Consider the following 26,176-nt stretch of genomic DNA (forward strand, 5'->3'; position numbering starts at 1 on the left):
CGTCGTCGCGACAGCTTCCGGCATCACCTGTGGACAACAGGCACGAACGACGACCCCTGTGGGAGGATCGACGCATGGCCAGCCGCTTCCTCTCCCTCGCCGAGGTGCAGGAGACGCTCAGCATCTCCGCCGCCCAGGCGTACTCGCTCGTCCGCAGCGGCGAGCTGCCTGCCATCCAGGTGGGCCCGAAGAAGGTCTGGCGGGTCGAGACCGCGAAGCTCGAGGAGTACATCGCGCAGCAGTACGACCGCACCCGCGCGCGGATCGACGCCGGCGACCTCTGAGCGGTCGCGCGCCGCTCAGGTCTCGCTGACCCGGACCAGGGCGGTGAACGGTACGACCCGCACGCTCGGGCGGGCCGCGTCGAGCTCCTCGAGGTCGAGGTGGTCGGCACCCACGCGCGCGATCCGACCGAGGACGACGTGCGCCGTCGTCCGGACCTGCACGCGCGCCCGGTCGCGCTGCAGCCCGCGCAGCGCCGTGCCGAGGCCCAGCCGGTCCGTCCGGGCGGCCGACGGGACGGCGTGCCGTCCGAGACCGGTGATACCCACGACGGCCGACAACGGCACGACGTGCTGGCGGTGACCGCCGCGCGGGGACCGTGCGTCGATCTGGACCCACTCGGTCGCGACCCGTTCGAGCCGACCCTCCAGGGACTCGCCGTCGCGCAGGTCGAGCCGCAGCGGCCGGCCACGGGCCGCGCGCAGCCGGTCCACGAGCGGCACGGAGGCCTGCTCGGCGCGTGTCAGCTCGGCGACGGCGCCCTCGCGCTCGGCCGCCTCCTCGGCGACGAGCTGCGCCTCGAGGTCGGCGAAGAGCAGCGTCCAGCGCGACGTGTCCGAGCCCCTCATCAGCGCCTCCCTCCGGCGTCCGGTACCCGACGAGCCGCGGCCCAGGATGCCCTGCCCTGGACAGGAGAGCCACACTACGCTTCAATATCGACCATCACACGGCATCAACTGATATCAAAAAGCATGATCAGGGCAGATCAGACGGAGGTCGGCAGATGGCACGCACGTCGAGGGATTCGGGAGCGGCCCGCAGCACGGCAGCGCTCCTCACCCTGCTCGCCGCCTCCGGCGGAGCCCTGCTCCTGCTCGCGCTGCGCCTGTCCGCCGTCGCCCCGACCGACCCGGACGCCGTGCGATCGGCCCGGGTCGAGACCTGGGTCGAGCTACTGGTCCTGACAGGCGGACTCGCCGGTGCCGGCTGGATGCTGCTGGGCACGGCCGCGGCGCTCGCCGGCGTCGCCGCCGTCCGGCGGGGTCGTTCCACCCGCACCGCCGAGACGGTCGTCGGCCGGTGGGCGCCGGCGATCGTGCGCCGGCTCGCGCGGGGCGCCGTCGGTGCCGGGTTGGGTGCAGGCCTCCTCCTGGCGCCCGGCGCCGCTCACGCGGACGAGGCACCCACCCCGGCGGCCACGCCGGCCGCTGTGCTGGAGCTCGGCTGGGAGGCCACCGGGGACAGCACCGACGCCGTCTCGGCATCCGCCGAGGTGCTTCCGGGGCCGGCCACGGCCGCAGAACCCGCCCTGCCGCAGGAGCCCGGCAAGGACCCCGAGGGCGCCGGACCCGTGGACGAGCCGTCGCCCGCGGTCGGCAGCGCGCAGCGGACGTCGCACCAGGACGACGGTGCGGACGAGGTCGTGGTGGTCCGCGGCGACACCCTGTGGGCGATCGCCGCTCGTGGGCTGCCCGACGACGCCCCGCCCGCCGACGTCCTGCGCGCCGTCACCTCCTGGCACGACGCGAACCGCGACGTCATCGGCGACGACCCCGACGTCGTCCTGCCGGGACAGGTGCTGCGCGCACCCTGACCCCTCACCCGCTCACGACGGCCTGCCCGGCCCCTGCCCCGAACGGAGTGCCCATGACCACGACAGCATCCGAGAACCCCGAGCCGACGACGACCTCCGGGCGCCGCCTGCGCGTCACGAGCCCGCCACGGGATCGCCGCCGCCCGGCGGCCCCTCCGAGCGCGCCCCGCCGTCCGGAGTCCCCCCGCCGCCTGCGTCTCGGTGCCGTCCCGTCCGATCCCGTGCCGGTCCCGGGGAGGCCGCTGGCACCCGGACCGGGCACGCCGTCGAGGCTGCCGGACCCGACGGCGATGTGCGGGTCGGTGGTGCGTGCCGCCGTCGAGGTCCTGCGGGGCGAACGACCTGCCGCGCACCTCGCTCGCTGGGTGACCCCGCAGGTGCTGGACCAGCTGGTCCAGCGCGCCCGGCTCGTCCAGGCGCAGCGCCGCGAGCCGCGCACCGCGGTCCCGGTGTCGGTCCGACGGATCCGCACGGTGCGCCTCGGTGACGGCACGGCCGAGGCGACCGTCGTCCTGGAGGACGACGGTCGCGTCCGGGCAGCGGCCGTCCGGCTCGAGGCGCGGCGCGGCGTCTGGCGCGTGGCCGTCCTCGAGCTCGGCTGAGCACGGCTCGCTGCGACCCGGTGCGGCTAGCGCCGCGGAGCGATCACTCGTTCACGCCGTGGCACATCTTGTACTTCTTGCCCGAACCGCAGGGGCACTGCGCGTTGCGGGGCGTCCCCGGGAACGTGCGACCGTCGGCGTTGGCCGCTGACGCCTCGCCGTGCAGGGCGCGCCGCGCCGCGCGGGAGTCGCCGCCCGACGTGGTCGAACCGTCCTCGCTGGGCGCGGAGTACTGCAGGTTCTGCGGCCGCTTCGGGGTGTCCAGCCCCTTGGCGACCAGGACCGGCTCGTCCGCACCGCCGAACGACGCCGGAACCTCCGGCGCCTCCGGCTCCGGCGCGGCCTGGACGCTCGGGGCCTCCTCGGCGGCGTCGGCACCGACGACGGTCGCTCCGCCGGCACCGATGGCCTGGGCGGCGGGCGTACCGGCCGTCGCGGCGGCCGCGCTGACGGAGATCGTCGGCTCGTCACCCGAGGCCACGGACTCGTCGCCGGGCTGCTTGACCTGGACGTCGAGGTTGAAGAGGTAGCCGACCGACTCCTCCTTGATCGCCTCGGTCATGGCCTGGAACAGCTGGTAGCCCTCACGCTGGTACTCGATGAGGGGGTCGCGCTGAGCCATGGCACGCAGGCCGATGCCCTCCTTGAGGTAGTCCATCTCGTAGAGGTGCTCGCGCCACTTGCGGTCCAGGACGGACAGCACGACACGGCGCTCGAGCTGGCGCATCGCCGGCGACCCCAGCGTCTCCTCGCGGGCGGCGTACGCCACCCGGGCGTCGGAGAGCAGCTCCTCGAGGAGCATCTCGCGGGTGAGGCGGTCACGGCCACCCGCCTCTGCCACGACGTCGTCCACCGTGATGGAGACGGGGAACACCGAGCGGAGGGCGGTCCAGAGGGCGTCGAGATCCCAGCCCTCGGCGTTGCCGTCGTCGGCGGCACCGTCCACGTAGGCCGAGACGACGTCCGAGACGAAGTGCTGCACCTGCTCGTGCAGGTCCTCCCCCTCGAGCACGCGGTGACGCTCGTCGTAGATGACGGTGCGCTGGCGCGAGAGGACGTCGTCGTACTTCAGGACGTTCTTGCGGATCTCGAAGTTCCGGGACTCGACCTGCGACTGGGCGCTCTGGATGCCACGGGTGACCATCTTGGACTCGAGGGGCATGTCGTCCGGGAACCCGGCGCGGCCCATCATCGACTCGGCGAGACCCGAGTTGAACAGGCGCATCAGGTCGTCCTGCATCGACAGGTAGAACCGCGACTCCCCCGGGTCGCCCTGGCGACCGGATCGACCGCGCAGCTGGTTGTCGATACGGCGCGACTCGTGCCGCTCGGTGCCGAGCACGTAGAGCCCGCCGAGGTCGACGACCTCCTCGTGCTCGGCGGCGACGGACTCGGTCGCCTTGGCCAGCACCTCGGGCCAGGCCGCCTCGTAGGCCTCCGGGTCCTCGGTGGAGTCGAAGCCGCGTGCCGCCATCTCGGCGACCGCCGTGAACTCGGCGTTGCCGCCGAGCATGATGTCGGTACCACGGCCGGCCATGTTGGTCGCGACCGTGACGGCGCCCTTGCGCCCCGCCTGCGCGACGATCGAGGCCTCCCGCTCGTGCTCCTTGGCGTTGAGGACGTCGTGCGGGACCCCGGCCTTCTTCAGCAGCTTCGACAGCAGCTCGGACTTCTCGACGCTCGTGGTACCGACGAGGACCGGCTGCCCCTTCGCGTGCCGCTCGACGATGTCGGCCACCACGGCGTTGAACTTGCCGTCCTCGTTCTTGTACACGAGGTCGGGCTGGTCGATACGGACCATCGGCTTGTTCGTCGGGATGGGCACGACGCCGAGCTCGTAGGTGCCCTGGAACTCGGCGGCCTCGGTCTCGGCCGTACCGGTCATGCCGGCGATCTTGTCGTACAGCCGGAAGTAGTTCTGCAGCGTGATCGTGGCGAGGGTCTGGTTCTCCGCCTTGATCTGCACGCCTTCCTTGGCCTCGATGGCCTGGTGCATGCCCTCGTTGTAGCGACGGCCCGCGAGGATACGGCCGGTGTGCTCGTCGACGATCATGACCTCGCCGTTGAGCACGACGTAGTCCTTGTCGCGCTTGAAGAGCTCCTTCGCCTTGATGGCGTTGTTGAGGAACCCGATGAGCGGCGTGTTGAGCGACTCGTACAGGTTGTCGATGCCGAGGTAGTCCTCGATCTTCTCGATGCCGGGCTCGAGGACGCCGACGGTGCGCTTCTTCTCGTCGACCTCGTAGTCCTTCTCGACCTGGAGGCGCTTGACGACCTTGGCGAACTCGACGTACCAGCGGTTGGCGTCGCCGGAGGAGGGGCCCGAGATGATGAGCGGCGTCCGCGCCTCGTCGATGAGGATCGAGTCGACCTCGTCGACGATCGCGAAGTGGTGGCCGCGCTGGACCAGGTCGTCGGGCGACCAGGCCATGTTGTCGCGCAGGTAGTCGAACCCGAACTCGTTGTTCGTGCCGTAGGTGATGTCGGCCGCGTACTGCTCACGGCGCTCGGCCGGGTTCTGACCGGAGACGATGACTCCCGTCGTCATCCCGAGGAACCGGTACACGCGGCCCATCAGCTCACCCTGGTACCGGGCGAGGAAGTCGTTCGTCGTGACGACGTGCACGCCCTTGCCGGTCAGCGCGTTGAGGTAGGCCGCCGTCGTGGCGACCAGCGTCTTGCCCTCACCGGTCTTCATCTCGGCGATGTTGCCGAGGTGCAGGGCTGCGCCGCCCATGAGCTGCACGTCGAAGTGTCGCTGGCCGAGCGTCCGCCGGGATGCCTCGCGAACCGTCGCGAACGCCTCGGGCAGCAGGTCGTCGAGGGTGGCGCCGTGCTCGAGCCGTTCCTTGAACCGGGCCGTCTCCTCCTGCAGCTCGGTGTCGCTGAGCTCGGTGAAGCTCGGCTCGAGCCGGTTCACCTGCTCGGCGAGTCCGGTCAGCTTCTTGAGGATCCGGCCCTCGCCCAGGCGGAGGATCTTCTCGAGGATCGCAGGCACGCAGTTCTCCCGTGTCGGTGGTGCCCGGGAAGCCTCCCGAGCCCGTTCGGTGGCGGCAACCGGGCCGGACGACGGCGCCGTCGTCCCGGTCGCACCGCCTGCCATCCTATTCCCCCGGACCGCGGCACGGGGCCAGGTTCGCGGCCGACGAAACTCGGGGCCTCAGCCGTCGGCGGCCAGCACCTCGGCCGCACGGTCGGCCAGCTCGGCCCCGGCGGCCCCGTAGAGGTGGAACACCGCGTCGGCACCGTGACGGCGCAGCTCCGCGGCGTCGTCGTCGTACCGGGCGATCGCGGCGACCAGACCGTCGAAGCCCGACTCCTGCAGGCGGGACAGCGCGATGAGGTTCGCGTTGTGGAACGGCATCGCCAGCACGGCCAGCCGGACGTGGCCGGCGCGTTTCACCCGCGCCCAGAACTCGAGGTCCGTGGCGTCGGCCCGGACCACCTCGAACCCCTGCTGCTGCAGGGCTGCCACCCGCTGGTCGTCGTGCTCGACGCCGACCACGTCCAGGCCGTGCTCGTCGCGCAGCCGGGCGCACGCCGTCATGCCGACACGGCCGAGCCCGAGCACCAGGGCGTCCGCGTGGCCGATGTCGACCACCCGGTCGTCCGGGTGCAGCGACGACGGCGGCTTCGCCGGCAGGTAGCGGGTGAGGGCCGACGCGATCTCCACGCCGCGCCGGTTGACCACCGAGGCGAGCACGAAGCTCATGGCCACGGCCAGCGAGATGACGATCAGCCAGTCCGGGTCCAGCATCCCGGCATCGGCGCCGACCGCGGCGACGATGATGCCGAACTCCGAGAAGTTGCCGAGCACCAGACCGGTGAGGATCGCCGTGCGCCGGCGCAGGCGCAGCGTCCACAGCAGCAGGGCGAAGCCCGCGGCCTGGACCGGCAGCAGGACCAGCAGCCCCGCGGCCATCAGGACGTGCTCGGGGGTGGGCGTGCCGTGCAGCCCGATCTCGAGGAAGAACGCCACGAGCATGAGGTCCTTGAACGACATCAGCGAGCGCGACATCTCCCCCGCGCCCGGGTGCGAGGCGAGCAGCACGCCCATCACCAGCGCGCCGAGCCCCCCGGAGAGGCCGAGGTGCTCGAAGAGGAAGTAGCCCGGCCCGAGCGCGAGCGTCACACCGAACATCGCCTGGAGCTCGCCGTGCCCGACGCGGTCCCAGACGAGGTGCAGGAGCCTGCGCCCGGGGACCAGGAGCAGCAGGAGCAGCGCCCAGGGGCTCGGGGGCTCTCCGGTGGCGATGACGAGGAAGGCCACCGCGGCGACGTCCTGCATGACCAGGATGCCCACGGCGATCCGCCCGTACAGGCTGGTCGCGTCCGACCTGTCCTCCAGCACCTTGATGACGAAGACCGTCGAGGAGAACGACAGCGCGAACCCGACCAGCGCGAGCGTCAGCAGCCCCTCACCGCCGAGGAGCGCCGCGCCGGCGACAGCCAGCAGGCCGAGGAACCCGATGCCGACCAGCGTGCTGAGGAGCATGTGCGAGACGGTGGTCAGCCAGATCTCGGGCCGCGTGAACGACCGCACGTCGAGCTTGAGCCCGATGGTGAACAGCAGCAGCGACACACCGATCTCGGCGATCGTCGCGATGCCGGGCAGCTCCGGCGCTCCGGTGGCCCCGAGGGTGAAGCCCACGGCGAGGAACCCGACCAGCGGAGGAAGCTTGACGAGCCGGGCGACCAGCCCGCCCACGAAGGCGGCGCCCAGGTACAGCGCGAGGACGTCCATCGGCGCTCACTCCCTCTCGGGCCGGGTCGATGACGGCTCCGCGACCGTTTCGCCGCGCGCCCACGCCGTGACCTGCCGGGCGGCGTCCGGCCTGCGCGGGACGACCAGCACGAGCACGTCGCCCGGCGCGAGCTCGACCTGCGCCTCGGCGTCCAGGGTCTCCTGACCCCGCACGACGGCGGTGATCCGGCCGCACGGGGGTGCCACGTCCGCGACGGCTCGTCCCGCCAGCGCGAGATCGGGACGCACCGGGACCTCGAAGATCTCGGTGGCGGTCCCGACGAGCGGCCTGCCCGACGTGACGGGGTCGAGGTCCTGGGGCGCGGCGGTGATGCCGAGCACGCGCGCGACGCTGCGGATGCTGATCCCCTGGACGGCCGCCGACGTCAGCACCACGAAGAACACCACGTTGAAGATGAGCGCACCCTCGGGGTAGCCGGCCACCGCGGGGAACGTCGCGAGCACGATGGGGACGGCACCGCGCAGCCCGACCCATGACACGAAGACGATCTCGCGCCAGGTGTAGCCGAACCACACCAGGCACAGCCCGACGGCGAGGGGCCGGGCGACCAGCACGAGCACGACCGTGACGAGCAGCGCCGGTCCGGCCACCGGCGGCAGCTGGGAGGGGAAGACCAGCATCCCGAGCATGAGGAACAGCCCGACCTCCGCCGTGCTGGACAAGCCGTCGTGGAAGGTCCGGATCTCGCGCCGGTGCTGGGTCACCCGGGCTCCGACGAGGAGGCCTGCGAGGTAGACGGCGAGGAACCCCGAGCCGCCGACCACCGCGGCGGCACCGTAGGCCAGGCCGGCGACGCCGAGGGCGAGCACGGGGTACACGCCCGTCGGGCCCAGGGTCGCGCGGGACAGCAGCCAGCTCCCCCCGAGGCCGACGACGGCTCCCGCCACGATGCCGCCGAGCACCTGCGCGAGCCCGAAGGCGACCCAGTCCGACGGCTGCGGCGAACCGGTGAAGGTGGCCACGAGACCCACGGTGAGCATGATCGCCACCGGGTCGTTGGCCCCGGACTCGACCTCGAGCAGCGCGGAGAGCCGGCGCGGCAGGGGCGCTCGGCGCAGCACGGCGAAGACGGCGGCAGCGTCGGTGGAGGACACGACGGCCCCGATGAGCATGGCGGTCAGCGGGTCCAGGCCGAGCAGCCACCACCCCGCGAGCGCCACGACGGACGCCGTGACGACGACGCCCGCGGAGGCCAGGAGCAGCGCCGGAGCAGCAGCCCGGCGGACGTCGCCGGGCTTGGTGGTCAGGCCACCCTCGAAGAGGATCAGCAGCAGGCCCACCGTGCCGAGGGTCTGCGCCAGCTCGACGTCGGAGAGCTGGACGAGGGCGAGGCCGTCGTCGGCGATGAGCATCCCCAGCGCGAGGAACAGCAGGAGGCCCGGGATCCGGACCTTCCCGGCGAACCCGGCCGCCAGGATGGCTGCGACCAGCAGCACACCTCCGGCGAGGATCCAGGTGTCCGCGGGAAGGCCTGCTGTCATCCGAACTCCTCCACGCGCGCCGACCGGGCTCGCAGTCTACCGGCGGCCGGGGCGCGGCCCGTCAGCCGCCGGCCGCCGTGACGACGGCAGGACGCCCCTCGGCGAGCTGACCGTCGGCCTGCGCGGACAGGTCGGCGGCCAGGTCGGCGGACAGGTCACCGGTCGGCACGACCGCCACCTCGGCCAGCCCGAGCCAGTCCGCGAGGAGCCGGAGCTCGGCCGCCAGCGCCGCCGGCGTCACGCCGTCGGCGTGCGGGGTCCGGTGGGCGGCCGTCACCCGCAGCACGCCGGCCGGCCGGTCCGCCTTGAGGTCGACCATCGCCGTGATCTGCTCACCCTGCAGGAACGGCAGGACGTAGTAGCCGAGCCGGCGCCGGTGGGCGGGCACGTAGATCTCGATGCGGTAGAACACGTCGAACAGGGCCTCGAGCCGGCGGCGTTCCCACACGAGCGGGTCGAACGGGCTGAGCAGTGCCGAGCCCGTGGCCCGGCGCGGTAGCACGGCATCGCGGTGCCGGTACGTCGGTTCCCCCCAGCCGTTGATGTCCACGGGCACGAGGGTGCCGTCGTCGACGAGGTCCGCGAGCGCTCGCTGCGCCCGGGGGCCGCGCAGCCTGAAGTAGTCACGGAAGCAGCGGGCGGTGCCGACGCCGTGCGCCCGGGCCCCCAGCTCCAGCAGCCGCCGGATCGCGTCGTCGTCGGAGATGCCCGGCGCGTGGCGCAGCGCCGGCGGGAGCACCCGCTCCGGGAGGTCGTAGCAGCGCTCGAACGCGCTGTTGCGCCGGGCCGACATGACCTCGCCGGTGAAGAACAGGTACTCGAGGCAGCGCTTCGCCGTCGTCCAGTTCCAGCCCCACTCGAGGCGCGAGCGCGGCGCGGTCCGGCCGGCGCGCTCCAGCTCGTCGTGGATCCGGCTCCCGGTCACCGGCCCGAGCTCGGTGACGAGCGAGCGCACCAGCTCCAGCTCGTGCGGGTGCGCCTGCGGCACGGCGGCGATCGACCCCCACGCCTCGCGCTGGTACGCCCGGCGTCGCCACTCGAGCAGGGGGTAGGTCGAGGTGGGCACGTAGGACGCGACGTGCGCCCACGTCTCGACCAGCCGGCGCGGCGCCCGGCCGGCGGCCCGCTCGAGCAGGCCCGTGTCGTAGGGGCCGAGCCGCGAGTACAGCGGGACCAGGTGAGCGCGAGCCAGCACGTTGACCGAGTCGATCTGCAGCAGGTTCAGGCGGTCGACGGCACCGGTGAGGCGCCGCATGGTGACCGGCCCGTCGGGTCGCCCGCGGTCCAGGCTCTGCGCCCGCAGCGCGACCCGACGGGCCTCGGTGATCGACATCGACTCCATGCCGACATCCTGCCGCCCGCCACCCACACGGGGCGAGGATCAGGTCAGCGAGGTCACCGGGGCCGCCCCGCTGCACGTCGCGTCGAGCTCGATGACGCCGTACGTCCAGCCGCGGCGCCGGTACACGGCGGCCGGGCGCGCCGACTCCTTGTCGATGAACAGGAAGAAGTCGTGGCCGACGAGCTCCATGTGCTCGACGGCCTCGTCGGCGGTCATCGGCTCACCGCGGTGGAGCTTCTGGCGGATCACCACGGGAGAGTCGCCGAGCTGGTACTCGACGGCGTCGCCCGGCGTGGACAGCGAGGCGGGCTCGGGCTCCGGCTCGGGCTGAGCGGCCAGGACCTCGTCGTAGGGGCGCACGTCCACCGGCGGGGACACGCCCGGTCCGCGACGGCGGTGGTCCTTGCGCCTGTCCCGGGACCGGCGGAGCCGCTCGCTGAGCTTGTCGATCGCGAGGTCGAGCGCGGCGAAGCGGTCGTCCGCGGCCGCCTCCGCCCGGATCACGGGCCCCTTGTCCCGCACCGTCAGCTCCACCCGTTCGCTCTGGTCGGCGAGTCGTGGGTTCTTCTCGTGCGTGACCTCGACGTCCACGCGGCGCGCGTTCGGCGCGAGCTGCGAGACCTTGGCGAGCTTGTCCTCCACGTGGTCACGGAACCGGTCCGTGACGTCCGTGTGCCTGCCGACGACGGCGATCTCCATCGTGTTGCTCCACTTCGTCGTGGCCGCCCTCGCTGCATCCCTCGGGGCGGCCCTCGTGTGCTTCTGGGCACCGCGGTCGGTGCCGGTTCTGCACCACCTCCCGGTGGCCGGAACGCGTCCGGCCCGCTCGTGGGATGCGGCGAACGCTCCGCTGCCACGGGCCGCTCGCCGTCGGGTTCTCAGGCTAACCCCAACGTGTCCGCCGGGTGAACCTCTGGCGACCACGTGTCGTGGGGAGATTCGGTGACAGCGTCCGGCGGCGGTGTCGCCGCCAGCACGAAAGCCCCCAGGGCGGTGCTGCCGGCCGAGGCCAGCGCCCGCTCGGAGGCGGCGAGGGTCGCGCCCGTGGTCAGGACGTCGTCGACCAGGACGCAGGACGACGACCGCCGGGCGTGCCGACGTGCCCGGACCGACGCGTCGAGGTTGCGTCCCCGGGCGCGCGCCCCGAGGCCCACCTGGTCGCGGCTCGTCCGGCGACGGCGCAGCGCGGGGGCGACGACGGCACGCACGCCACCGGTGCGCAGCCCGGCCGCCACGGCACCGGCCAGCACGCCGACCGGCTCCCGCCCACGGCGCAGCCGGGCACCGGGCGCCGACGGGGCCGGGACGACCAGCACGGCGGCGCTGCCGACCACGGCCCGCAGGGAGGGTGCCACCACCGCCGCCGCCCGGTGCAGCGCGGGAGCGAGCAGCAAATCGAGGTCGGCGCGTTCCCGGTCCTTCCAGGCCACGACGACGTCGCGCACCGGCCCGGCGTAGTCGCCCACCGCCCACACCGGCAGCGGCGGGACGCCGTCCATGCGGTCGAGGCGTGGCGCGCCGTCCTCGACACGACGTAGCGGCCCGCCGACGACCGCTGCCGCGCACGCGGGGCAGCAACGGACGTCGACAGCGGCGCAGCCCGGGCAGGACACGGGCACCACGAGGCGAGCGAGTCGGGTGAGCACCGCACCAGGGTGCGCCGGCGCCAGACGTCGGTCCCCCGGCGGGTCCGGCATCGGTGGACGGCGGCGCGTGTGGACGGCCACCGGCCGGCGTCATCCGGGGTAGGCGACCGCCACGACGTCCTCGGAGACGACCGGCCACAGGGCCGCGCTCTGACGCACGTGCAGCGTCCCGTCCGCGTCGAGCACGAGCGTGGGGCTCGCCCCGACACCAGCGGCCACCGCCGTGGGGACGGCCGTCGTCGCCAGCGGGCGCGTCAGTCCGTCGTTCGACGAGGCGAGCCCGCCGACCCCCGCGACGAAGAGGCCCCGGGCGCCGTCCGGGTCCCGGCCCAGGAGCGTCAGGGTCGACTCCTCCGACCACTCGACGGCCTCCACGGAGTCCACCGGACCCCCGACCCGCACCGGCGTCGACAGCCCGGTGGGGACCTCGTCGGCATCCCGCTCGATCGCCGCGACCCACACCTCGGGACCGTCGGGCGAGTCGGTCACGAGGGCGATGCGAGCGCCCTCGGGCGCCACCCGCAGCGACCGCACCGGCAGATCGGCCAACCACTCCGGCTCCACCGGCACCACGCCACCGGCGGGGAGGACGACGCGCAGCTCTCCGCCCACCGCCGTCCAGACCGCGTCGAAGCGGTCGATCGACGGTGGCGCGACACGACGCCCGACGAGCAGCTCGGACCGACCGTCCTCGCCGACCCGGACCAGGCGTCCGGCGCCGTCCCGCACCACGACCGTGGCGTCGTCGGTGCCCACGGCGACGGCTGTCACGTCGAGGCCCGCCAGGTCCGGTGGCACGGCGGGGTCCGTCAGCTCGCGCCCGACGACCCGGCGCAGCACCTGGCCCTCCTCGGACCCGGCACCCAGGACGGCGACCGCGTCGCCCACCGTGACCGGCCGCGACGGTTCCGCCGCCGACGTCGCGGCCAGCGGCGAGGTCCCTGCCGAGAGCACCACGGTGCGGCCGTCGCCCTCGCGCAGCGTCGCCTCGAGCTGGGCCACGAGCAGCGCCCGGTCCTCCGGCGGTGCCGAGCTGATGGCCGACGTGAGGCTCACGTCGATCGTGCCGTTCTCGGCGACGGTCACCGCGTCGATCGCGAGGGTGGCGCCGTCCGGCACCACGGAGACCGCCGACTGCGCGAGCCGTTCGGGTGGGCCGTCGAGGATGGCCTGGGTCGCCGCGGTCCGCCAGGACTGCCCGGGGAACCAGCGCACGTCGGGGACCCACCACTCGCGGTCCGGCGTCGGGTAGTACAGCGGGGTCCGGTGGAACGCGTTGCCGAGGAAGTCCGCCAGGACGAGCAGACCGTCCTCGAGGCCGCTGATGCGCCACTGCCCGTCCGTCCCGCGCGCCAGGTCGAACGTCACGTCGACGACGCTGGGCTCGGCCAGCTCGGTGTAGACGCCGGACTCGTCGAGGGAGGCGACGACGGTCGCCTCGCCCTGCACCGACGTGACGGCGGTGGAGTCGTCGAACTCCCCGACGGTCCAGCGCGGGTACTCCGACAGCACGAGGACCTGGGTGTACTCGTCCCAGGCGGACCACGCCACCGGGGTGGTGTACTCCCGCGCGATGTCGAACGTCGCGGCCGACGCAGGCCCGAACTGGGCCGCGCTGACGAAACCCTGGACGATCTGCTCGGGACCTGCGTCCGTGGCCGGCCCCTGCACGTCGAAGCCCAGGTCGCTGACGCTGTCGACCTCGGCCGAGCTCTCCATGACGCCACCCGAGGTGGGGATGCTCGCGCACGCACCGGCCGACGCGACCAGCACGACGGCGCACAGGGTCTGCACGAGGTGTCGGCGGGTACCGCGGCTCATCGGTGGTCCTCCTCGGGCGGCAGGTCGGGGATCGCGGTCGGGGTGGGCCCCGTCGGCGGGTTCACGACGGGCACCTGGCCCGTCGGCACGTGCTGCCCGCCGGAGCGTGACGGACCCTCGACGGGCAGCGGCGGACGCTCGACCTCGATGCCCGCGCGCCGCGGCAGCGTCAACCGGAAGGAAGCTCCGTGACCGGGCCGGCCCCAGGCGTCGAGACGGCCCCCGTGCAGCCGCGCGTCCTCCTGCGAGATCGCCAGACCCAGCCCGGTGCCGCCCGTCGTGCGGGCGCGCGCCGGGTCGGCCCGCCAGAACCGGTCGAAGACGCGGTTGAGCTGTTCCGGGGTCAGGCCGACGCCGTGGTCGCGCACGACGACGGCGACGGCCCGCGCGTCCTGGCCGACCGTGATCTCCACGGGCTTGCCCTCGGCGTGCTCGATCGCGTTGACCACGAGGTTGCGCAGGATCCGTTCGACCCGGCGCGGGTCGATGTCCGCCGTCGTGCGCTCGTCGGGCATGTCCACGGAGAGGAACACGGACTTGCGCTCGGCGAGCGGTGCGCACGTGTCCACGACGGCGGTCACGACGCCGCGCAGGTCCTGCTGCTCGACGTCGAGCACGGCCGCACCCGCGTCGAACCGGCTGATCTCGAGCAGGTCGGTGAGGAGCTCCTCGAACCGGTCGAGCTGGGTCTGCAGCAGCTCCGCGGACCGCCGCGCGGACGGCTCCAGGTCGTCACGGGCGGAGTGGATGACCTCGCCCGCCATGCGGATGGTCGTCAGCGGCGTGCGCAGCTCGTGCGAGACGTCGGAGACGAACCGTCGTTGCGCCGCGGACAGCTCCTCCATCCGGGCGATCTGCTCCTCGAGGTTGTCGGCCATCTCGTTGAACGTCCGTGCGAGGGTCGCCAGCTCGTCCTGGCCGCGGGAGCCCGGGACGCGGACGTCGAGGTGCCCCTCTCCCAGCCGGGCCGCCGCGGTGGCGGCCCGGCGCACGGGCGCCACCGTCTGTCGCGTGACGGTCCACGTGAGCAGCCCGATCATCGCCAGGATCGCCACCGCGCCGAGCGCCAGGGTCCGTTGGACGAACCGCAGCGTCTCCTGCTCGGAGGCGAGCGAGTAGAGCGAGTAGAGCTCGAAGATGCCGGCCGACGGCAGGTCGACGGTCGCCCCGACCACGACACCGGGCTCCTCGGCGCCCGACTCGGTGAAGTCGACCGGGATCGGCACCGACTGCAGCACCTGGTCCTCCGTGGCGAGCGTCGCGGCGCGCAGCTCGGGGGTGACCACGTCCCCGACGGCCAGGCCCTGGCGGGACGACGAGTCGACGAGGGGCAGCTGCTGCCCGGGCGCCTGCCGCAGGAAGTACTCCTGCGCGCTCGAACCGCCGGCGCTCAGCGAGAGGATCACGTCCCGCAGCAGGGCCTGCTGCTCACCGGTCTGGGTCGCGGCCGTCGCGGCGAGCCGGGTGCGGACGTCCTGGGTGACGGCGGCGTTCTCCCGCTCGATCTGGTCCAGCCGCTGGTCGAAGAGCCCGTCACGGACGGAGAACGACAGGTAGAGGCCGAGCACGGCGACGGCCAGCACGCCGAGCGCGACGGCTGACGTGACCACGCGCACCTGCATCGAGGAGCGCCAGCGGTGCACGAGCGACCGGGCACCTCGGACGAGGGCGTTGGTCGCGCGCGCTTCAGCGGGCGGCACCGGCCTTGTAGCCCACCCCGCGCACGGTCTGGACGACCTCGGGGTTCTCCGGGTCCGTCTCGATCTTGGAGCGCAGCCGCTGCACGTGGACGTTCACCAGGCGTGTGTCGGCGCTGTGCCGGTAGCCCCACACCTTCTCGAGGAGCACCTCGCGGGTGAAGACCTGCCAGGGCTTGCGCGCCAGCTCGACGAGCAGGTCGAACTCGAGCGGGGTGAGGCTGATCCGCTCGCCGTCACGGGTGACCGTGTGCCCCGTCACGTCGATCTCGATGTCGCCGATCTTGAGGCGCTCCGGACCGGGTTCGTCGGACCGGCGCAGCCGGGCACGGACGCGGGCGACGAGCTCCTTGGGCTTGAACGGCTTGGTGACGTAGTCGTCCGCACCGGACTCCAGCCCGAGCACCACGTCGACGGTGTCGGTCTTCGCGGTGAGCATGATGATGGGGATGCCGGACTCGGCACGGATCTCGCGAGCGATCTCGATACCGTCCTTGCCCGGCAGCATGAGGTCGAGCAGGACGAGGTCGGGCTGGGTCGATCGGAACATGCCGATGGCAGCATCGCCGTCCGAGCAGAAGCTCAGATCGAGCCCTTCGGACTCCAGGACGATGCCGATCATCTCGGCGAGGGCAGTGTCGTCGTCGACCACCAGGACGCGGGACTTCATGCGCACAGTCTGCCAGGGTCCACAGCGATCCGTCCGGGGCGCGCCCCGGGAGCAGGGAACGCTATAAGGTCGTGGCGGTCACGTACCCGTCCCGCCAGCCGTGCCAGGAGGCAGCAGCATGAGCACGCCCGACCAGCCGACGCCGCCCTCCGGGTGGGGCGAGGCACCTCGGCCGCCCGCCTACGGGCAGTACGGGCCGGGGCAGTACGGGTCCGGACGGTACGGCCCCGGTGAGCCCGCGCCCGACGGCGGTGCCTCCGCACAGGGGACGCCCCGGCCCGGTCCGGCGCCCTCCGACCCGTACGGCCCGTCCGCGACCAAGCCCGGCGTGGTCCCGCTGCGCCCGCTGTCGCTCGGTGAGATCTTCGACGGGGCGTTCAGCTCGGTGCGGCACAACCCGGCGGTCATGCTCGGCCTGGTGGCCGTGGTGGTCGCCGCCGCCACGCTGCTCGCCGCACTGCTCGCGCAGTTCGCCGTCCCCGCGCTGACCGGCCTCTTCAGCGAGGCCGCCAGCGTGGACGCCGAGCTCGAGTACCTCACCGCCGACGCCGGCTGGCTCGCGCAGCTCATGGCGGTCTCGGGTGCCCTGTCGCTCACCCTGCTCATCGCCCAGCCGATCACGGAGGGCTTCATCACCGCCTCGGTGAGCCAGTCGGTCATCGGCCGCAAGCTGTCGGTGGGCGAGGTCTGGGCGAAGGTACGCCCCCGGCTCGCCGTCCTCATCGGCTGGATGCTGCTGCGGACCGTCGGTCTGGGGATCGGGCTCGCCGGTGTGTTCGTCGGGGCGGTCCTGCTCGTGAGCGCCGTCGCCGTCGCGACCGACTCGGTGGGACTGTCCGTGCTCGTCGGTCTGCTGTGCCTGGTCGCGATCGTCGTCCTGGCCGCCTGGGTGTGGGTCCGCCTCATGCTGGTCGCACCGGCCCTCGTCCTCGAGGGCAGCGGCCTGGGTCGCACGATCGCCCGGGCCTGGCGTCTCACCCGGGGCGCCTACTGGCGGGTCTTCGGCACCGTGCTGCTCGCCAGCATCATCGCGAGCGTGGCCGGCCAGGTCGTCGCGTACCCGCTCAGCCTGCTGGGCCTGCTCGTCGACGGCAGCGACTTCGGCTGGGGCCTCATCCTCAGCTCGGTCGTCGCGTCGGTGGTCGCCAGCATGGTCTACCTCGTGTTCGTCTCCGCCGTCGTGGCCCTCGTCTACACCGACGTGCGGATGCGCCGCGAGGGACTCGACGTCCAGCTCGCCGCCGCCGCCGAGCGGGCCGCGCAGCAGACCTCCGACGGGCACGGCTCGCCCGCCGGCAGCCCCGGTACGCCGCCGCCCGGGGGCAGCCCGCAGTGGTGACCGCGGTGGCAGCAAGGACGGGGGCACAGCTGCACGGCGTCTCCGTCGAGGTGCCCGTCGTGCCGGACCGCGAGACGGCGCACGGCTGGCTCGTCGAGGAGCTCGCAAGGCCCGAGTACGCCCAGGACCCGTCGGTCCTGATGCGGCTGCTCACCTGGCTCGCCAGGATCTTCGACGAGATCGGCACCGTGGACGTCAGCCCGTGGCGGCTCGCCGTCATCGTGGCCGTGGTGCTCGTCGTCGTGGTCGCGATCGCCCTCTACGTCGCCGGCCCCGCGCGGCTGCGGCGCCACGCCGCGACGAGCTCCGCCGTCGTGCACGACGACGACACGCGGACCGCGGCACAGATGCGGGCCGCCGCCGACGCCGCCGCCGCCCGGGAGGACTGGCCGCTCGCCGTGATCGAACGCTTCCGCGCCGTCGTGCGCGGCCTGGAGGAGCGCGTGGTGCTCGACGAACGTCCTGGCCGGACCGCCCGCGAGGCCGCGCAGACCGCGGGCTCGCGGCTGCCCGGGCTCTCCACCGAGCTGCACGACGCCGCCGGCCGGTTCGACGGCGTCTGCTACGGCCACCTCCCCGCCGGGCCCGCGGACGACGCGGCCCTGCGCGCGCTCGACGACCAGGTGGCCGCCGCCCGCCCGACCGCAGCGGCGCCCCCGGTCCGGGAGGGCGTGCAGTGAGCGCCCCCACCGCATCTCCCACCGCGACCTGGACCTCGGCCGCCGTCACCGGCGACGGGACGACGCTCGGCTCGCGCAGCCGACGCCGCTGGCGGACCGCGCGATGGCTCGTCGGCGGCGTCGCCGCGTTGCTCGTGGCGGTCCTCGCCCTCGCCCTGCTGCGCCCCGTCGGTTCCGTCGTCCCGTACGACCCGGGAAACACCCGCCCGAACGGTTCCCAGGCCCTCGCCCGCGTCCTCGAGCGCCAGGGCGTCCAGGTGCAGCACGTCACCCACGTGGCCGACGCCGTCGACGCGGCCGTCGCGGGCTCCACGCTCCTGGTCGTGCCGGCGCCCTACCTGCTCCCCGAGCAGGTCACGGCGCTCGCCGGCGTCGACGCCGACCTCGTGCTGGCCGGCGCCGACGACGGACTGCTGCGCGCGGCGACCGGGGACCAGGTCCGGAGGGCCTCCTGGGGCTCCCTGCCGACGTCGCCGGTGGACCCGGGGTGCGACCTGCCCGCCGCCGTCGCCGCCGGCCCCTCGCTGCTCGAGCCCGGGCTCAAGCCGACGTCCCCGACCGTGGCCACCTGCTGGTCGGGTCCCGACGGCTCGGCGGCGCTCGCCGCGACCGAGCGCGACGGCCGCCAGGTGGTCGCGGTCGACGACCCGGCGTTCCTGCGCAACGACGACGTGCTCACCGAGGGCAACGCCGCGCTGGCGCTCCACCTCCTCGGGAGCCACGACCGGCTGGTCTGGCTCGTGCCCGATCCCACGGACTCGACCGTCCCCGGCGACCCGACCGCCGAGCCGGAGACCGGGGCCGTGCTGCCGGACTGGTTCGACGCCGCGCTGTGGTGGGCCGTCCTGGTCGCGCTGGTCACCGCCGTCTGGCGCAGCCGTCGGCTCGGTGGGCTCGTCACCGAGCGGCTGCCCGTCGTCGTGCCCTCCGCCGAGTCCACGCGCGGCCGCGCGCGGCTCTACCGGCGGGCGCGCTCCCGCGGGCACGCCGCGGCCGGCCTGCGGGCCGCGACGGCTCAGGCCGTCGCCCGGCGGCTCGGCCTGGCCCGCTCCGCCCACCCCGACACCCTGGTCGACGCCGTCGTGCGTGCCACCGGACGCGACCCGCGCGAGGTCGCCGACCTGATCTACGGACCCCCACCCGCCGACGACGCCGCGCTCAGCGAGCTCGCCCGCCGGCTCGACACCCTGGAGAGCGAGGTTCACCGACCGTGACCCACCCTGACGAGAACCAGCCGGCACCCGCCGCCACCGGCAGCCCGGAGGCGCCCGCCGGCCACGACTCGCCGGAGGCGCCCGCCATGCCGGCGCCCGGGCCCGCACCGGCCGCGGACCCGGCGCCGTCGGCCGCGCCCGAGCCGCCGCAGCCGTCGCTCGAGCTGCGCCGCGCGCTCGCGGACGTCCGCACCGAGGTCGGCAAGGCCGTCGTGGGCCAGGACTCCGCCGTGACCAGCCTCCTCATCGCCCTGCTCTGCTCCGGGCACGTGCTGCTCGAGGGTGTGCCCGGGGTCGCCAAGACGCTGCTGGTCCGCTCGCTCGCCGCCTCGCTGGACCTGGACTTCAAGCGGGTGCAGTTCACGCCCGACCTCATGCCCGGCGACGTGACGGGCTCGCTGGTCTACGACGCCCGCACCGCCGAGTTCTCCTTCCGCCAGGGCCCGGTGTTCACCAACCTGCTGCTCGCCGACGAGATCAACCGCACCCCGCCGAAGACCCAGGCCTCGCTGCTGGAGTCGATGGAGGAGCGGCAGGTGTCCGTGGACGGCCAGCCCCGCCCGTTGCCGGAGCCGTTCGTCGTCATCGCCACGCAGAACCCCGTGGAGCACGAGGGCACCTATCCCCTGCCGGAGGCACAGCTCGACCGGTTCCTGCTCAAGGTGCTGCTGCCCCTGCCCGAACGGGACTCCGAGATCGAGGTCCTGGCTCGTCACGCGAGCGGGTTCGACCCGCGCGACCTGGGCGCGGCCGGTGTGCGCCCCGTCGCCGACCCCGGCGTGCTCGCCGCCGCCCGCGCGGAGGTCCGCCGGGTCGACGTCGCGCCGGAGGTGCTCGGCTACGCCGTCGACGTGTGCCGGGCGACCCGCCAGTCGCCGTCGCTGCAGCTCGGGGTCTCGCCGCGTGGCGCCACCGCGCTGCTGGCGACCGCCCGGGCGTGGGCCTGGCTGTCGGGACGCATGTACGTGACACCCGACGACGTCAAGGCCCTCGCGCACCCGACGCTGCGTCACCGCGTCCAGCTCCGTCCCGAGGCGGAGCTCGAGGGCGTCACGGCCGAGTCGGTGCTCGGCACCGTCCTGGCCGCCGTCCCGGTCCCGCGCTGACATGGCGGTGTCCTGGCGCGCCGTCGTGCTGGCGGCGCTCGGCCTGGTGCCGGTCGCGATCTGGCCGGTGCCCGGGACAGTGCTGCTCTGGGCCGCCGTGGTCGCGGCCCTCTGCGCGCTCGACGTCGCGCTGGCCGCCTCCCCCCGGCAGGTGACCGTGCAGCGCACGGTGCCGTCGTCCGTGCGTCTCGGCACGCCGACGACGTCGCAGGTGGTGCTGACCAACGCCGGCCGCCGGCGGCTGCGCGCCCTCGTGCGCGACGCCTGGCCGCCGTCGCTCGTCACCGCACGGGACGACGACGGGGGCCTGCGCCCGCACACCGACCCAGCTGAGCCCGCCCGGACCGCGCGGCACACTGTGGACCTGCCCCCGGGCGAGTCGGCCCGGCTGCGGACACCGCTGCTGCCGACCCGCCGCGGAGAGCGCTCCGCCGGCGCCGTCACGATCCGGACCGTCGGACCGCTGCGGCTGGCAGGACGGCAGGCCTCGCTCGACGTGGGCGGACGGATCCGGGTGCTGCCCGAGTTCGCCTCCCGCCGGCACCTGCCGAGCCGTCTCGCACGGCTGCGGGAGATGGACGGCCGGGCGGCGGTCCAGGTACGGGGCGAGGGCACCGAGTTCGACTCGCTGCGCGAGTACGTGGTGGGCGACGACGTCCGCTCGATCGACTGGCGGGCGACGGCGCGCGGCGGCGACGTCGTCGTGCGGACCTGGCGCCCCGAGCGCGACCGGCGCGTCGTCGTCGTGCTCGACACGGGACGGACGTCCGCGGCGCGGATCAGCACCGCCGTCGACGGGTCCGTGAACACGGGCGGTACCCGGTTGGAGGCGAGCGTCGAGGCGGCGCTGCTGCTCGGGGCGCTGGCCGACCGGGCGGGCGACCGGTTCCAGGTGATCGCGTACGACCGTGTGCTCCGGGCGCGGGTGGCCGGCGCCTCCGGCCCGCGGCTGCTGCCTGCCATGGCGGACTCGCTGGCCGCCGTCGAGCCGGTGCTGCTGGAGACGGACTGGCCGGGCCTCGTGGCCCAGGTCCGCGCGCGCGTCTCGCAGCGCGCCCTGGTGGTCCTGCTGACGTCGCTCGATCCCGCGGTGGTGGAGACGGGGCTCCTGCCCGTCGTCGACCAGCTCTCCGGGACGCACCAGGTGGTCGTCGCGGCGGTCGCCGACGCGGAGGTGGCGGCGATGCGCGCCGGCCGTGGGAGCGTCGAGGAGGTCTACGACGCGGCGGCCGCGGCACGCGGCGACCTCGAGCGCTCGGCCGTCGCGGCGGTGCTGCGCCAGCACGGCGCGGAGGTGGTCGAGGCGCTGCCCGACCAGCTCGCGCCGCGTCTCGCCGACACCTACCTGGCGCTCAAGGCCGCCGGCCGCCTCTGACCGAGGCCACCAGCCCCGGACCCACCCACCCCGGCGTTGTGGGCGCGATTTTTGGCCCGATATGCCCGTTTCGGGCGCATATCGGGCCCAGAAATCGCGCCCACAACGCACCGGGGTGCGGTCAGCCGGCCCCGGGGTGCGGTCAGCCGGCCCCGGGGTGCGGTCAGCCGGCCGTGGGGAGGACGGCGCCCGCGCGCTCGACGTCCAGGTCGCCCGTCTCCCCCGCCCGCACGGCACGGCGTCCGAGCACGAGGTAGTACGCCAGGAAGGCCGCGAGCGCGAGCGCCCCGATGAGGATCTTGAGCCACCACGCCAGCCCGGAGCCGGTGACGAAGCCCTCGACGAGCCCGGACAGCGCGAGCGCCCCCACGAGCCCGACCGCGACCGTGATGAGCGCGCGCCCCTCGGCGGCGAGCGCGGTCGCCCGGGGCCGCGCCCCGGGGTCCACCCAGGCCCAGAACAGCCGCAGGCCGGCCGCACCGGCGACGAAGATGCTGGTCAGCTCGAGCAGACCGTGCGGGGTGATGAGCTGCAGGAAGAGCGTCAGCTCGCCGTACGCGGCCATCATGCCGCCGGTCGCCCCGACGCCGACGGCGTTCTGCAGCAGCACCCACACGGGCCACGCGCCCGTCACGCCGAACGCGATCATCTGGGCGGCGATCCACGCGTTGTTGGTCCACACCATCGCGGCGAACGAGGTCTGCGGGTCGTAGTAGGAGGCGAAGGCCTCGTCGACGTACTGCTCGCGCTGCGAGGGCGTGCCCATGGCCGCGAGCGCGTCGGGGTCGACGGCGACGCGTACCCCGGCGACCAGCGCCACCAGGAGGAAGCCGACGGTCACCCAGAACGTCCACCACCGGATCCGGTACAGCGCAGCGGGAACGGTCACGGTGGCGTACCGGACGACGTCGGACCAGGCGGGCTCGTGCGCGCCCGCGATCCGCGTACGGGACCGGCTCAGGAGCTCGGAGAGCCGGGTGACCAGCACGGGGTCGGGCGCGGCCGAGCGCACGGTCGACAGGTGCGTGGCGACGGCCTGGTGGAGGCGGACCAGCTCGTCGGCCTCGGCGCCGTCGAGCCGGCGCTGCTTCGCGAGGCGGCCGAGGCGGTCCCACTCCGGGCGGTGCACGGCGGTGAAGGCATCCAGGTCCACGCCCGCTACCCTGCCACAGGAGGTCGCGTCGCGATGACGCCTCCACCGACGGACCGAGGAGACGGAGGCACGGTGCAGGACGGAATCCTCATCGGCGAGGGCGTGGTGCTGGACTCGCGCCCGGCATCGTTCGCGACGCGGGCGGTGGGCGCGCTGCTGGACGTGTTGGCGACGGTGACCCTGGGCTTCGTCACGCTGGTCGTGGTGCTGGGCACCACCCTCGACCGCCTCAGCGCCCAGTGGGGCAACACCCTGGTCATCGTCCTGCTGGTCACGTTCCTCGTCGCGCTGCCGGTCACGGTGGAGACCCTCAGCCGTGGGCGCTCGCTCGGCAAGCTCGCCACGGGGTTGCGCGTGGTGCGCGACGACGGCGGCCCGGTGCGCTTCCGGCACGCGCTCGTCCGGGCGCTGGTGGGCGTCTTCGAGCTGTGGCTCACCTTCGGCTCGGTCGCCGTGATCACGTCGCTGGCCAACGCACGGGGCAAGCGGCTCGGCGACCTGCTGGCGGGCACCTACTCCGTGCGGGTGCGCGGCGCCCGGGGATGGGAGCGGCCACTCGTCATGCCGCCGGACCTGGCCGCCTGGGCGCACAGCGCCGACATCCGCCGGCTGCCGGACGGTCTGGCGCTGCGGGCCCGGCAGGTCCTCGACCGCGCTCCTCGCCTCGCTCCGTCCTCACGGGCGCGGCTCACGGACGAGCTCGCCGGTCAGGTAGAGGCCCACGTGGCTCCGGGGCCGCCGTCCGGCACCCCGCCCGAGGCGTTCCTGCACGCGGTGCTGCACGAACGCCGCGACCGCGAGCTGGTGCGCGGCCGGGCCGAGCGCGAGCGGGCCACGCACCAGGCCGAGGTGCTGCACCGCCTGCCGTACGGCGTCTCCGACCCGCGCGCCTGAACCGCCCTGCGTCTCGCACCTGAAGACGGGCTGGGACCCTGCTCCGAGCTGCCCGTAGGGTGACGGCATGCGATCCCCCCTTTCCCGGACCACCGCTCTGGCCGCCGCCGGTGTGCTCACCCTCTCGCTGGCCGCCTGCGGAGGCTCGGACGAGTCGGCGCAGGCGTTCTGCGACTCCTTCACCTCGGTGGACGACCTGACCTCGGACCTGCAGGGCATCGACCCGAGCGACCCGGACGCCGCGATCGCGACGCTCGAGGACCTGACGGCGCAGGTGGAGGCGATCGAGGCACCCGAGGAGGTCGCGGACTCCTACGCCGTGGTCACCTCGGCGTTCCGCAGCTTCACCGACACGGTCTCCGCCGCGCTGGCCGACCCGGAGAACGCCGACCCTGCCGCACTCACCGAGGCGACGGGTTCCTTCACGAGCGAGGAGTTCTCCGGCGCGATCGCCGAGCTGGACGAGTTCTCCGCCGCCAACTGCTCCTGACCCGCGGCGCGCGAGCGCCTCACGACGCCCCGACCGGCTCCGTGCCGGTCGGGGCGTCCGTCGTCCCGGCACGGGACGCCTCGAACCGGCCGAACACCCGCACCAGTCCCGCCAGGACCAGCAGACCGGCCCCGAACCACACCGGCCGGCTGGCCCACCAGTCCGCGCTCCACGCATCGGGCAGGCTCTGCCCGAACCCGAGGAGCACCATGCCCACGACCGCGAACATCGCCGTGAGGTGCCACAGGTAGACGGTCATGGAGCGTTGCGCCAGCGGCCGGACCACGGTGCGGCCCGCTCCCTCGGCCCACCGGGCCAGCACCGGACGGGCCGCGAGCGCCAGGCACACCATCGCCACGGCGTGCAGCACCACGGGCGCGGTGGGCGGCGCGAGGTTGGAGATCTCGGCTCCCGGCATCCCGATCAGGCTCACCGGGTACGGGCCGACGGCGATCAGCAGCGCGGCACCGGCGAGCGCGGTCAGCGCTCCCGTGACGAGCAGCGACCGACCGTTCGGCACGGCCCGGCGTCCGTCGCGGCGGTCTGTCGCGTAGGCGACGCCCGCGCCGAAGGGCACGGCCCACGCGAGGAGCACGTTGGCCCACGCCGGTCCGTCGATTCCGGCGCCGAACCGCAGCGCGTCGACGGCGAGCGGCAGGGCCACGACGACGCCGGCCGCGCCCCACCGCCACCGGCGCCAGGCCCGCTGGAGCAGAGGGGCGAGAGCGACCAGGACCACCCACACGCCGAGGAACCACAGCGGCTGCGGCACCATCCGCGCCAGCCGCCGTACGGCGTCGTCGGGCACGCCGACGGCGAGCATCGCCACGACCGCCAGCGCCCACACGCCCAGCAGGACGACGACGGGACGTGCCGCGCCCAGCACGCTCCCGCCCAGGGCGCGCCACCAGCGGCCCGGGAGACCGAGCGTCCGCGAGCTGCGGTAGGCGGCCGCCGCGCCGGCGGCGAGGAAGAGCAGCGGCAGCGTCTGCAGCCAGGTCACCGTCCAGCCGGCACCGTGGCCGAGGGCGTTGCCGACCCGCAGGGTGCTGCCGTCCCAGGTCGCCTCCACCATCAGCCAGTGCAGCGCGACGACGGCGACGATGCCGAGCGCACGGATCGCGTCGACGAACCCGTCACGCCCCTGCCGTGGGCCGGCCCGCCCGGCCGCGACGGGAGGGCTCGCCGGTGCCGGTGGGCGGTCCGGCTCGGACAGCGCCGATCGCCGGGGCGCCGGCTCCGCCGGCACGAGGGTCGTGGTCAGGGTCATGGCAGGCTCCGCAGGTCGGGGTCGTGGTGACCCCTCCAGCCTGTTGACCTGCGACGACATGGACCATGGGTGGATCCCCCGGTCTGGGCGCGGTCAGCCCCCGAAAGAACCCGGGGGCTGTCCCTCCTCGGCTCCCTGCTCTCCGACGCCGAGGTGCCGCAGCACGGCGAGCACCCGGCGGTGGTCAGCCGCGTCCTGTGGCAGGTCGAACTTGGCGAAGATCGACGCGACGTTCTTCTCCACCGCTCCGTAGGACAGGAAGAGCAGCTCCGCGATCGCGCCGTTGGACCGCCCCTGAGCCATCAGGTCGAGCACCTCCCGCTCGCGCCCGGTGAGCCGGGACAGACCGTCGTCGCCGTGCGAGGCGCCCATGAGCTGGGACACCACCTCGGGGTCCAGCACGGTCTGGCCGTCCGCGAGGCGCACCAGGGCGTCCAGGAAGTCGCCCACGTCCGCGACCCGGTCCTTGAGCAGGTACCCCACCCCGCGCGAGCTCCCCGCCAGGAGGCGCCCGGCGTAGCGGGTCTCGACGTACTGGCTGAAGAGCAGCACGCCGAGGTCCGGGTGGTCCTCGCGGAGGGCCAGCGCGGTCCGCAGGCCCTCGTCCGTGAAGGTGGGTGGCATGCGGATGTCCACCACGACGACGTCGGGCAGCTCGCCCGCGGCGTGCCGCAGCGCGATCTCCCGCTCGAGGGCGACGCCGTCGGCCACCGCGGCGACGACGGTGTGGCCCCGGCGCTCGACCAGGGCGGCGAGGCCGTCCCGCAGGACGGCGGAGTCCTCGGCGATCGCCACGCGCAGGTGCCTGCCCGTG

The 26,176-nt window shown here is 74.1% G+C and carries 23 protein-coding genes; 10 read left to right on the forward strand and 13 right to left on the reverse strand.

The window, feature by feature from the left end; all coding sequences use genetic code 11:
* Positions 1-74: 74 nt before the first annotated feature.
* A complete protein-coding gene (locus tag BCL65_RS13795; RefSeq protein ID WP_106268969.1) occupies positions 75-284 on the forward strand; it encodes a helix-turn-helix domain-containing protein in 210 nt (69 codons plus the stop codon).
* A gap of 15 nt (positions 285-299) precedes the next feature.
* Here BCL65_RS13795 and BCL65_RS13800 read toward each other — a convergent pair whose 3' ends face one another.
* Positions 300-851, reverse strand: a complete 552-nt coding sequence (locus BCL65_RS13800; protein ID WP_106268971.1) for a hypothetical protein — start codon at positions 849-851, stop codon at positions 300-302.
* A gap of 155 nt (positions 852-1,006) precedes the next feature.
* Between BCL65_RS13800 and BCL65_RS13805 the strand changes: the two genes are divergently transcribed.
* Both BCL65_RS13805 and BCL65_RS18170 read left to right on the forward strand, forming a co-directional pair.
* Positions 1,007-1,816 (forward strand): LysM peptidoglycan-binding domain-containing protein, encoded by an 810-nt coding sequence (locus BCL65_RS13805; RefSeq protein WP_106268973.1) that lies wholly within the window; start codon positions 1,007-1,009, stop codon positions 1,814-1,816.
* A gap of 53 nt (positions 1,817-1,869) precedes the next feature.
* A complete protein-coding gene (locus tag BCL65_RS18170) occupies positions 1,870-2,418 on the forward strand; it encodes an Rv3235 family protein (protein WP_219885664.1) in 549 nt (182 codons plus the stop codon).
* Between the two features lie 43 nt (positions 2,419-2,461).
* Here the strand turns inward: BCL65_RS18170 and secA are convergent, their stop codons facing one another.
* From secA to mtrA, 9 genes are all read right to left on the reverse strand, one after another.
* The gene (gene secA, locus BCL65_RS13815; RefSeq protein WP_106268975.1) at positions 2,462-5,416 is read right to left on the reverse strand and encodes a preprotein translocase subunit SecA; all 2,955 of its coding nucleotides are present in this window, start codon (positions 5,414-5,416) and stop codon (positions 2,462-2,464) included.
* A 162-nt stretch (positions 5,417-5,578) separates the two neighbouring features.
* Positions 5,579-7,162, reverse strand: coding sequence for a cation:proton antiporter family protein (locus BCL65_RS13820; RefSeq protein ID WP_106268976.1), 1,584 nt, complete (start codon positions 7,160-7,162; stop codon positions 5,579-5,581).
* A gap of 6 nt (positions 7,163-7,168) precedes the next feature.
* On the reverse strand, positions 7,169-8,665 hold the full coding sequence (locus BCL65_RS13825; protein WP_106268978.1) for a potassium/proton antiporter: 1,497 nt from the start codon (positions 8,663-8,665) through the stop codon (positions 7,169-7,171).
* Between the two features lie 61 nt (positions 8,666-8,726).
* The gene (locus BCL65_RS13830) at positions 8,727-10,007 is read right to left on the reverse strand and encodes a winged helix-turn-helix domain-containing protein (protein WP_106268980.1); all 1,281 of its coding nucleotides are present in this window, start codon (positions 10,005-10,007) and stop codon (positions 8,727-8,729) included.
* A 39-nt stretch (positions 10,008-10,046) separates the two neighbouring features.
* The gene (hpf, locus tag BCL65_RS13835; protein WP_106268982.1) at positions 10,047-10,706 is read right to left on the reverse strand and encodes a ribosome hibernation-promoting factor, HPF/YfiA family; all 660 of its coding nucleotides are present in this window, start codon (positions 10,704-10,706) and stop codon (positions 10,047-10,049) included.
* A 179-nt stretch (positions 10,707-10,885) separates the two neighbouring features.
* The gene (locus BCL65_RS13840; RefSeq protein ID WP_181340740.1) at positions 10,886-11,653 is read right to left on the reverse strand and encodes a ComF family protein; all 768 of its coding nucleotides are present in this window, start codon (positions 11,651-11,653) and stop codon (positions 10,886-10,888) included.
* A 90-nt stretch (positions 11,654-11,743) separates the two neighbouring features.
* Positions 11,744-13,474 carry an LpqB family beta-propeller domain-containing protein gene (locus tag BCL65_RS13845; RefSeq protein WP_106268984.1) on the reverse strand — a complete coding sequence of 577 codons (1,731 nt, stop codon included), beginning with the start codon at positions 13,472-13,474 and terminating at the stop codon, positions 11,744-11,746.
* Positions 13,471-15,096 carry an MtrAB system histidine kinase MtrB gene (gene mtrB, locus BCL65_RS13850; RefSeq protein WP_106269079.1) on the reverse strand — a complete coding sequence of 542 codons (1,626 nt, stop codon included), beginning with the start codon at positions 15,094-15,096 and terminating at the stop codon, positions 13,471-13,473. Before mtrB ends, BCL65_RS13845 begins: the two co-directional genes overlap by 4 nt.
* A 64-nt stretch (positions 15,097-15,160) precedes the next feature.
* A complete protein-coding gene (gene mtrA / locus BCL65_RS13855; RefSeq protein WP_106268986.1) occupies positions 15,161-15,841 on the reverse strand; it encodes an MtrAB system response regulator MtrA in 681 nt (226 codons plus the stop codon).
* Between the two features lie 118 nt (positions 15,842-15,959).
* Here mtrA and BCL65_RS13860 point away from each other — a divergent pair, with 118 nt between their 5' ends.
* From BCL65_RS13860 to BCL65_RS13880, 5 genes are all read left to right on the forward strand, one after another.
* The gene (locus BCL65_RS13860) at positions 15,960-17,180 is read left to right on the forward strand and encodes a glycerophosphoryl diester phosphodiesterase membrane domain-containing protein (RefSeq protein ID WP_106268988.1); all 1,221 of its coding nucleotides are present in this window, start codon (positions 15,960-15,962) and stop codon (positions 17,178-17,180) included.
* A 5-nt stretch (positions 17,181-17,185) separates the two neighbouring features.
* Complete coding sequence (locus tag BCL65_RS13865) at positions 17,186-17,860, forward strand: DUF4129 domain-containing protein (protein ID WP_243401055.1); 675 nt, start codon at positions 17,186-17,188, stop codon at positions 17,858-17,860.
* Positions 17,857-19,074: a DUF4350 domain-containing protein gene (locus BCL65_RS13870; protein ID WP_106268990.1), complete on the forward strand. Its 1,218-nt coding sequence runs from the start codon at positions 17,857-17,859 to the stop codon at positions 19,072-19,074. Before BCL65_RS13865 ends, BCL65_RS13870 begins: the two co-directional genes overlap by 4 nt.
* Before the next feature lie 86 nt (positions 19,075-19,160).
* Positions 19,161-20,180, forward strand: coding sequence for an AAA family ATPase (locus tag BCL65_RS13875; protein WP_106269083.1), 1,020 nt, complete (start codon positions 19,161-19,163; stop codon positions 20,178-20,180).
* Position 20,181: 1 nt separating this feature from the next.
* Entirely contained in the window at positions 20,182-21,555 is a 1,374-nt protein-coding gene (locus BCL65_RS13880) for a DUF58 domain-containing protein (RefSeq protein ID WP_106268992.1), read from the forward strand.
* 163 nt (positions 21,556-21,718) lie between these two features.
* Here BCL65_RS13880 and BCL65_RS13885 read toward each other — a convergent pair whose 3' ends face one another.
* The gene (locus BCL65_RS13885; RefSeq protein WP_106268994.1) at positions 21,719-22,708 is read right to left on the reverse strand and encodes a stage II sporulation protein M; all 990 of its coding nucleotides are present in this window, start codon (positions 22,706-22,708) and stop codon (positions 21,719-21,721) included.
* Between the two features lie 72 nt (positions 22,709-22,780).
* Between BCL65_RS13885 and BCL65_RS13890 the strand changes: the two genes are divergently transcribed.
* Positions 22,781-23,602 (forward strand): RDD family protein, encoded by an 822-nt coding sequence (locus BCL65_RS13890; protein WP_106268995.1) that lies wholly within the window; start codon positions 22,781-22,783, stop codon positions 23,600-23,602.
* Positions 23,603-23,669: 67 nt separating this feature from the next.
* Positions 23,670-24,092 (forward strand): hypothetical protein, encoded by a 423-nt coding sequence (locus BCL65_RS13895; RefSeq protein ID WP_125206545.1) that lies wholly within the window; start codon positions 23,670-23,672, stop codon positions 24,090-24,092.
* A gap of 19 nt (positions 24,093-24,111) precedes the next feature.
* Here the strand turns inward: BCL65_RS13895 and BCL65_RS13900 are convergent, their stop codons facing one another.
* Positions 24,112-25,362: an acyltransferase family protein gene (locus BCL65_RS13900; protein ID WP_106268999.1), complete on the reverse strand. Its 1,251-nt coding sequence runs from the start codon at positions 25,360-25,362 to the stop codon at positions 24,112-24,114.
* Between the two features lie 93 nt (positions 25,363-25,455).
* The gene (locus tag BCL65_RS13905; protein WP_165800029.1) at positions 25,456-26,163 is read right to left on the reverse strand and encodes a response regulator transcription factor; all 708 of its coding nucleotides are present in this window, start codon (positions 26,161-26,163) and stop codon (positions 25,456-25,458) included.
* Positions 26,164-26,176: the final 13 nt, after the last annotated feature.

It is taken from the genome of Isoptericola halotolerans (assembly GCF_003003075.1).
GTDB lineage: Bacteria > Actinomycetota > Actinomycetes > Actinomycetales > Cellulomonadaceae > Isoptericola > Isoptericola halotolerans_A.

What these genes read in the sequence shown, in the direction of transcription:
- BCL65_RS13795 (WP_106268969.1), top strand. Translation starts at nt 75, where the DNA reads ATGGCCAGCCGCTTCCTCTCCCTCGCCGAGGTGCAGGAGACGCTCAGC.
- BCL65_RS13800 (WP_106268971.1), bottom strand. Translation starts at nt 851, where the DNA reads ATGAGGGGCTCGGACACGTCGCGCTGGACGCTGCTCTTCGCCGACCTC.
- BCL65_RS13805 (WP_106268973.1), top strand. Translation starts at nt 1,007, where the DNA reads ATGGCACGCACGTCGAGGGATTCGGGAGCGGCCCGCAGCACGGCAGCG.
- BCL65_RS18170 (WP_219885664.1), top strand. Translation starts at nt 1,870, where the DNA reads ATGACCACGACAGCATCCGAGAACCCCGAGCCGACGACGACCTCCGGG.
- BCL65_RS13820 (WP_106268976.1), bottom strand. Translation starts at nt 7,162, where the DNA reads ATGGACGTCCTCGCGCTGTACCTGGGCGCCGCCTTCGTGGGCGGGCTG.
- BCL65_RS13825 (WP_106268978.1), bottom strand. Translation starts at nt 8,665, where the DNA reads ATGACAGCAGGCCTTCCCGCGGACACCTGGATCCTCGCCGGAGGTGTG.
- BCL65_RS13830 (WP_106268980.1), bottom strand. Translation starts at nt 10,007, where the DNA reads ATGGAGTCGATGTCGATCACCGAGGCCCGTCGGGTCGCGCTGCGGGCG.
- hpf (WP_106268982.1), bottom strand. Translation starts at nt 10,706, where the DNA reads ATGGAGATCGCCGTCGTCGGCAGGCACACGGACGTCACGGACCGGTTC.
- BCL65_RS13845 (WP_106268984.1), bottom strand. Translation starts at nt 13,474, where the DNA reads ATGAGCCGCGGTACCCGCCGACACCTCGTGCAGACCCTGTGCGCCGTC.
- mtrB (WP_106269079.1), bottom strand. Translation starts at nt 15,096, where the DNA reads ATGCAGGTGCGCGTGGTCACGTCAGCCGTCGCGCTCGGCGTGCTGGCC.
- mtrA (WP_106268986.1), bottom strand. Translation starts at nt 15,841, where the DNA reads ATGAAGTCCCGCGTCCTGGTGGTCGACGACGACACTGCCCTCGCCGAG.
- BCL65_RS13860 (WP_106268988.1), top strand. Translation starts at nt 15,960, where the DNA reads ATGAGCACGCCCGACCAGCCGACGCCGCCCTCCGGGTGGGGCGAGGCA.
- BCL65_RS13875 (WP_106269083.1), top strand. Translation starts at nt 19,161, where the DNA reads ATGCCGGCGCCCGGGCCCGCACCGGCCGCGGACCCGGCGCCGTCGGCC.
- BCL65_RS13880 (WP_106268992.1), top strand. Translation starts at nt 20,182, where the DNA reads ATGGCGGTGTCCTGGCGCGCCGTCGTGCTGGCGGCGCTCGGCCTGGTG.
- BCL65_RS13895 (WP_125206545.1), top strand. Translation starts at nt 23,670, where the DNA reads ATGCGATCCCCCCTTTCCCGGACCACCGCTCTGGCCGCCGCCGGTGTG.
- BCL65_RS13900 (WP_106268999.1), bottom strand. Translation starts at nt 25,362, where the DNA reads ATGACCCTGACCACGACCCTCGTGCCGGCGGAGCCGGCGCCCCGGCGA.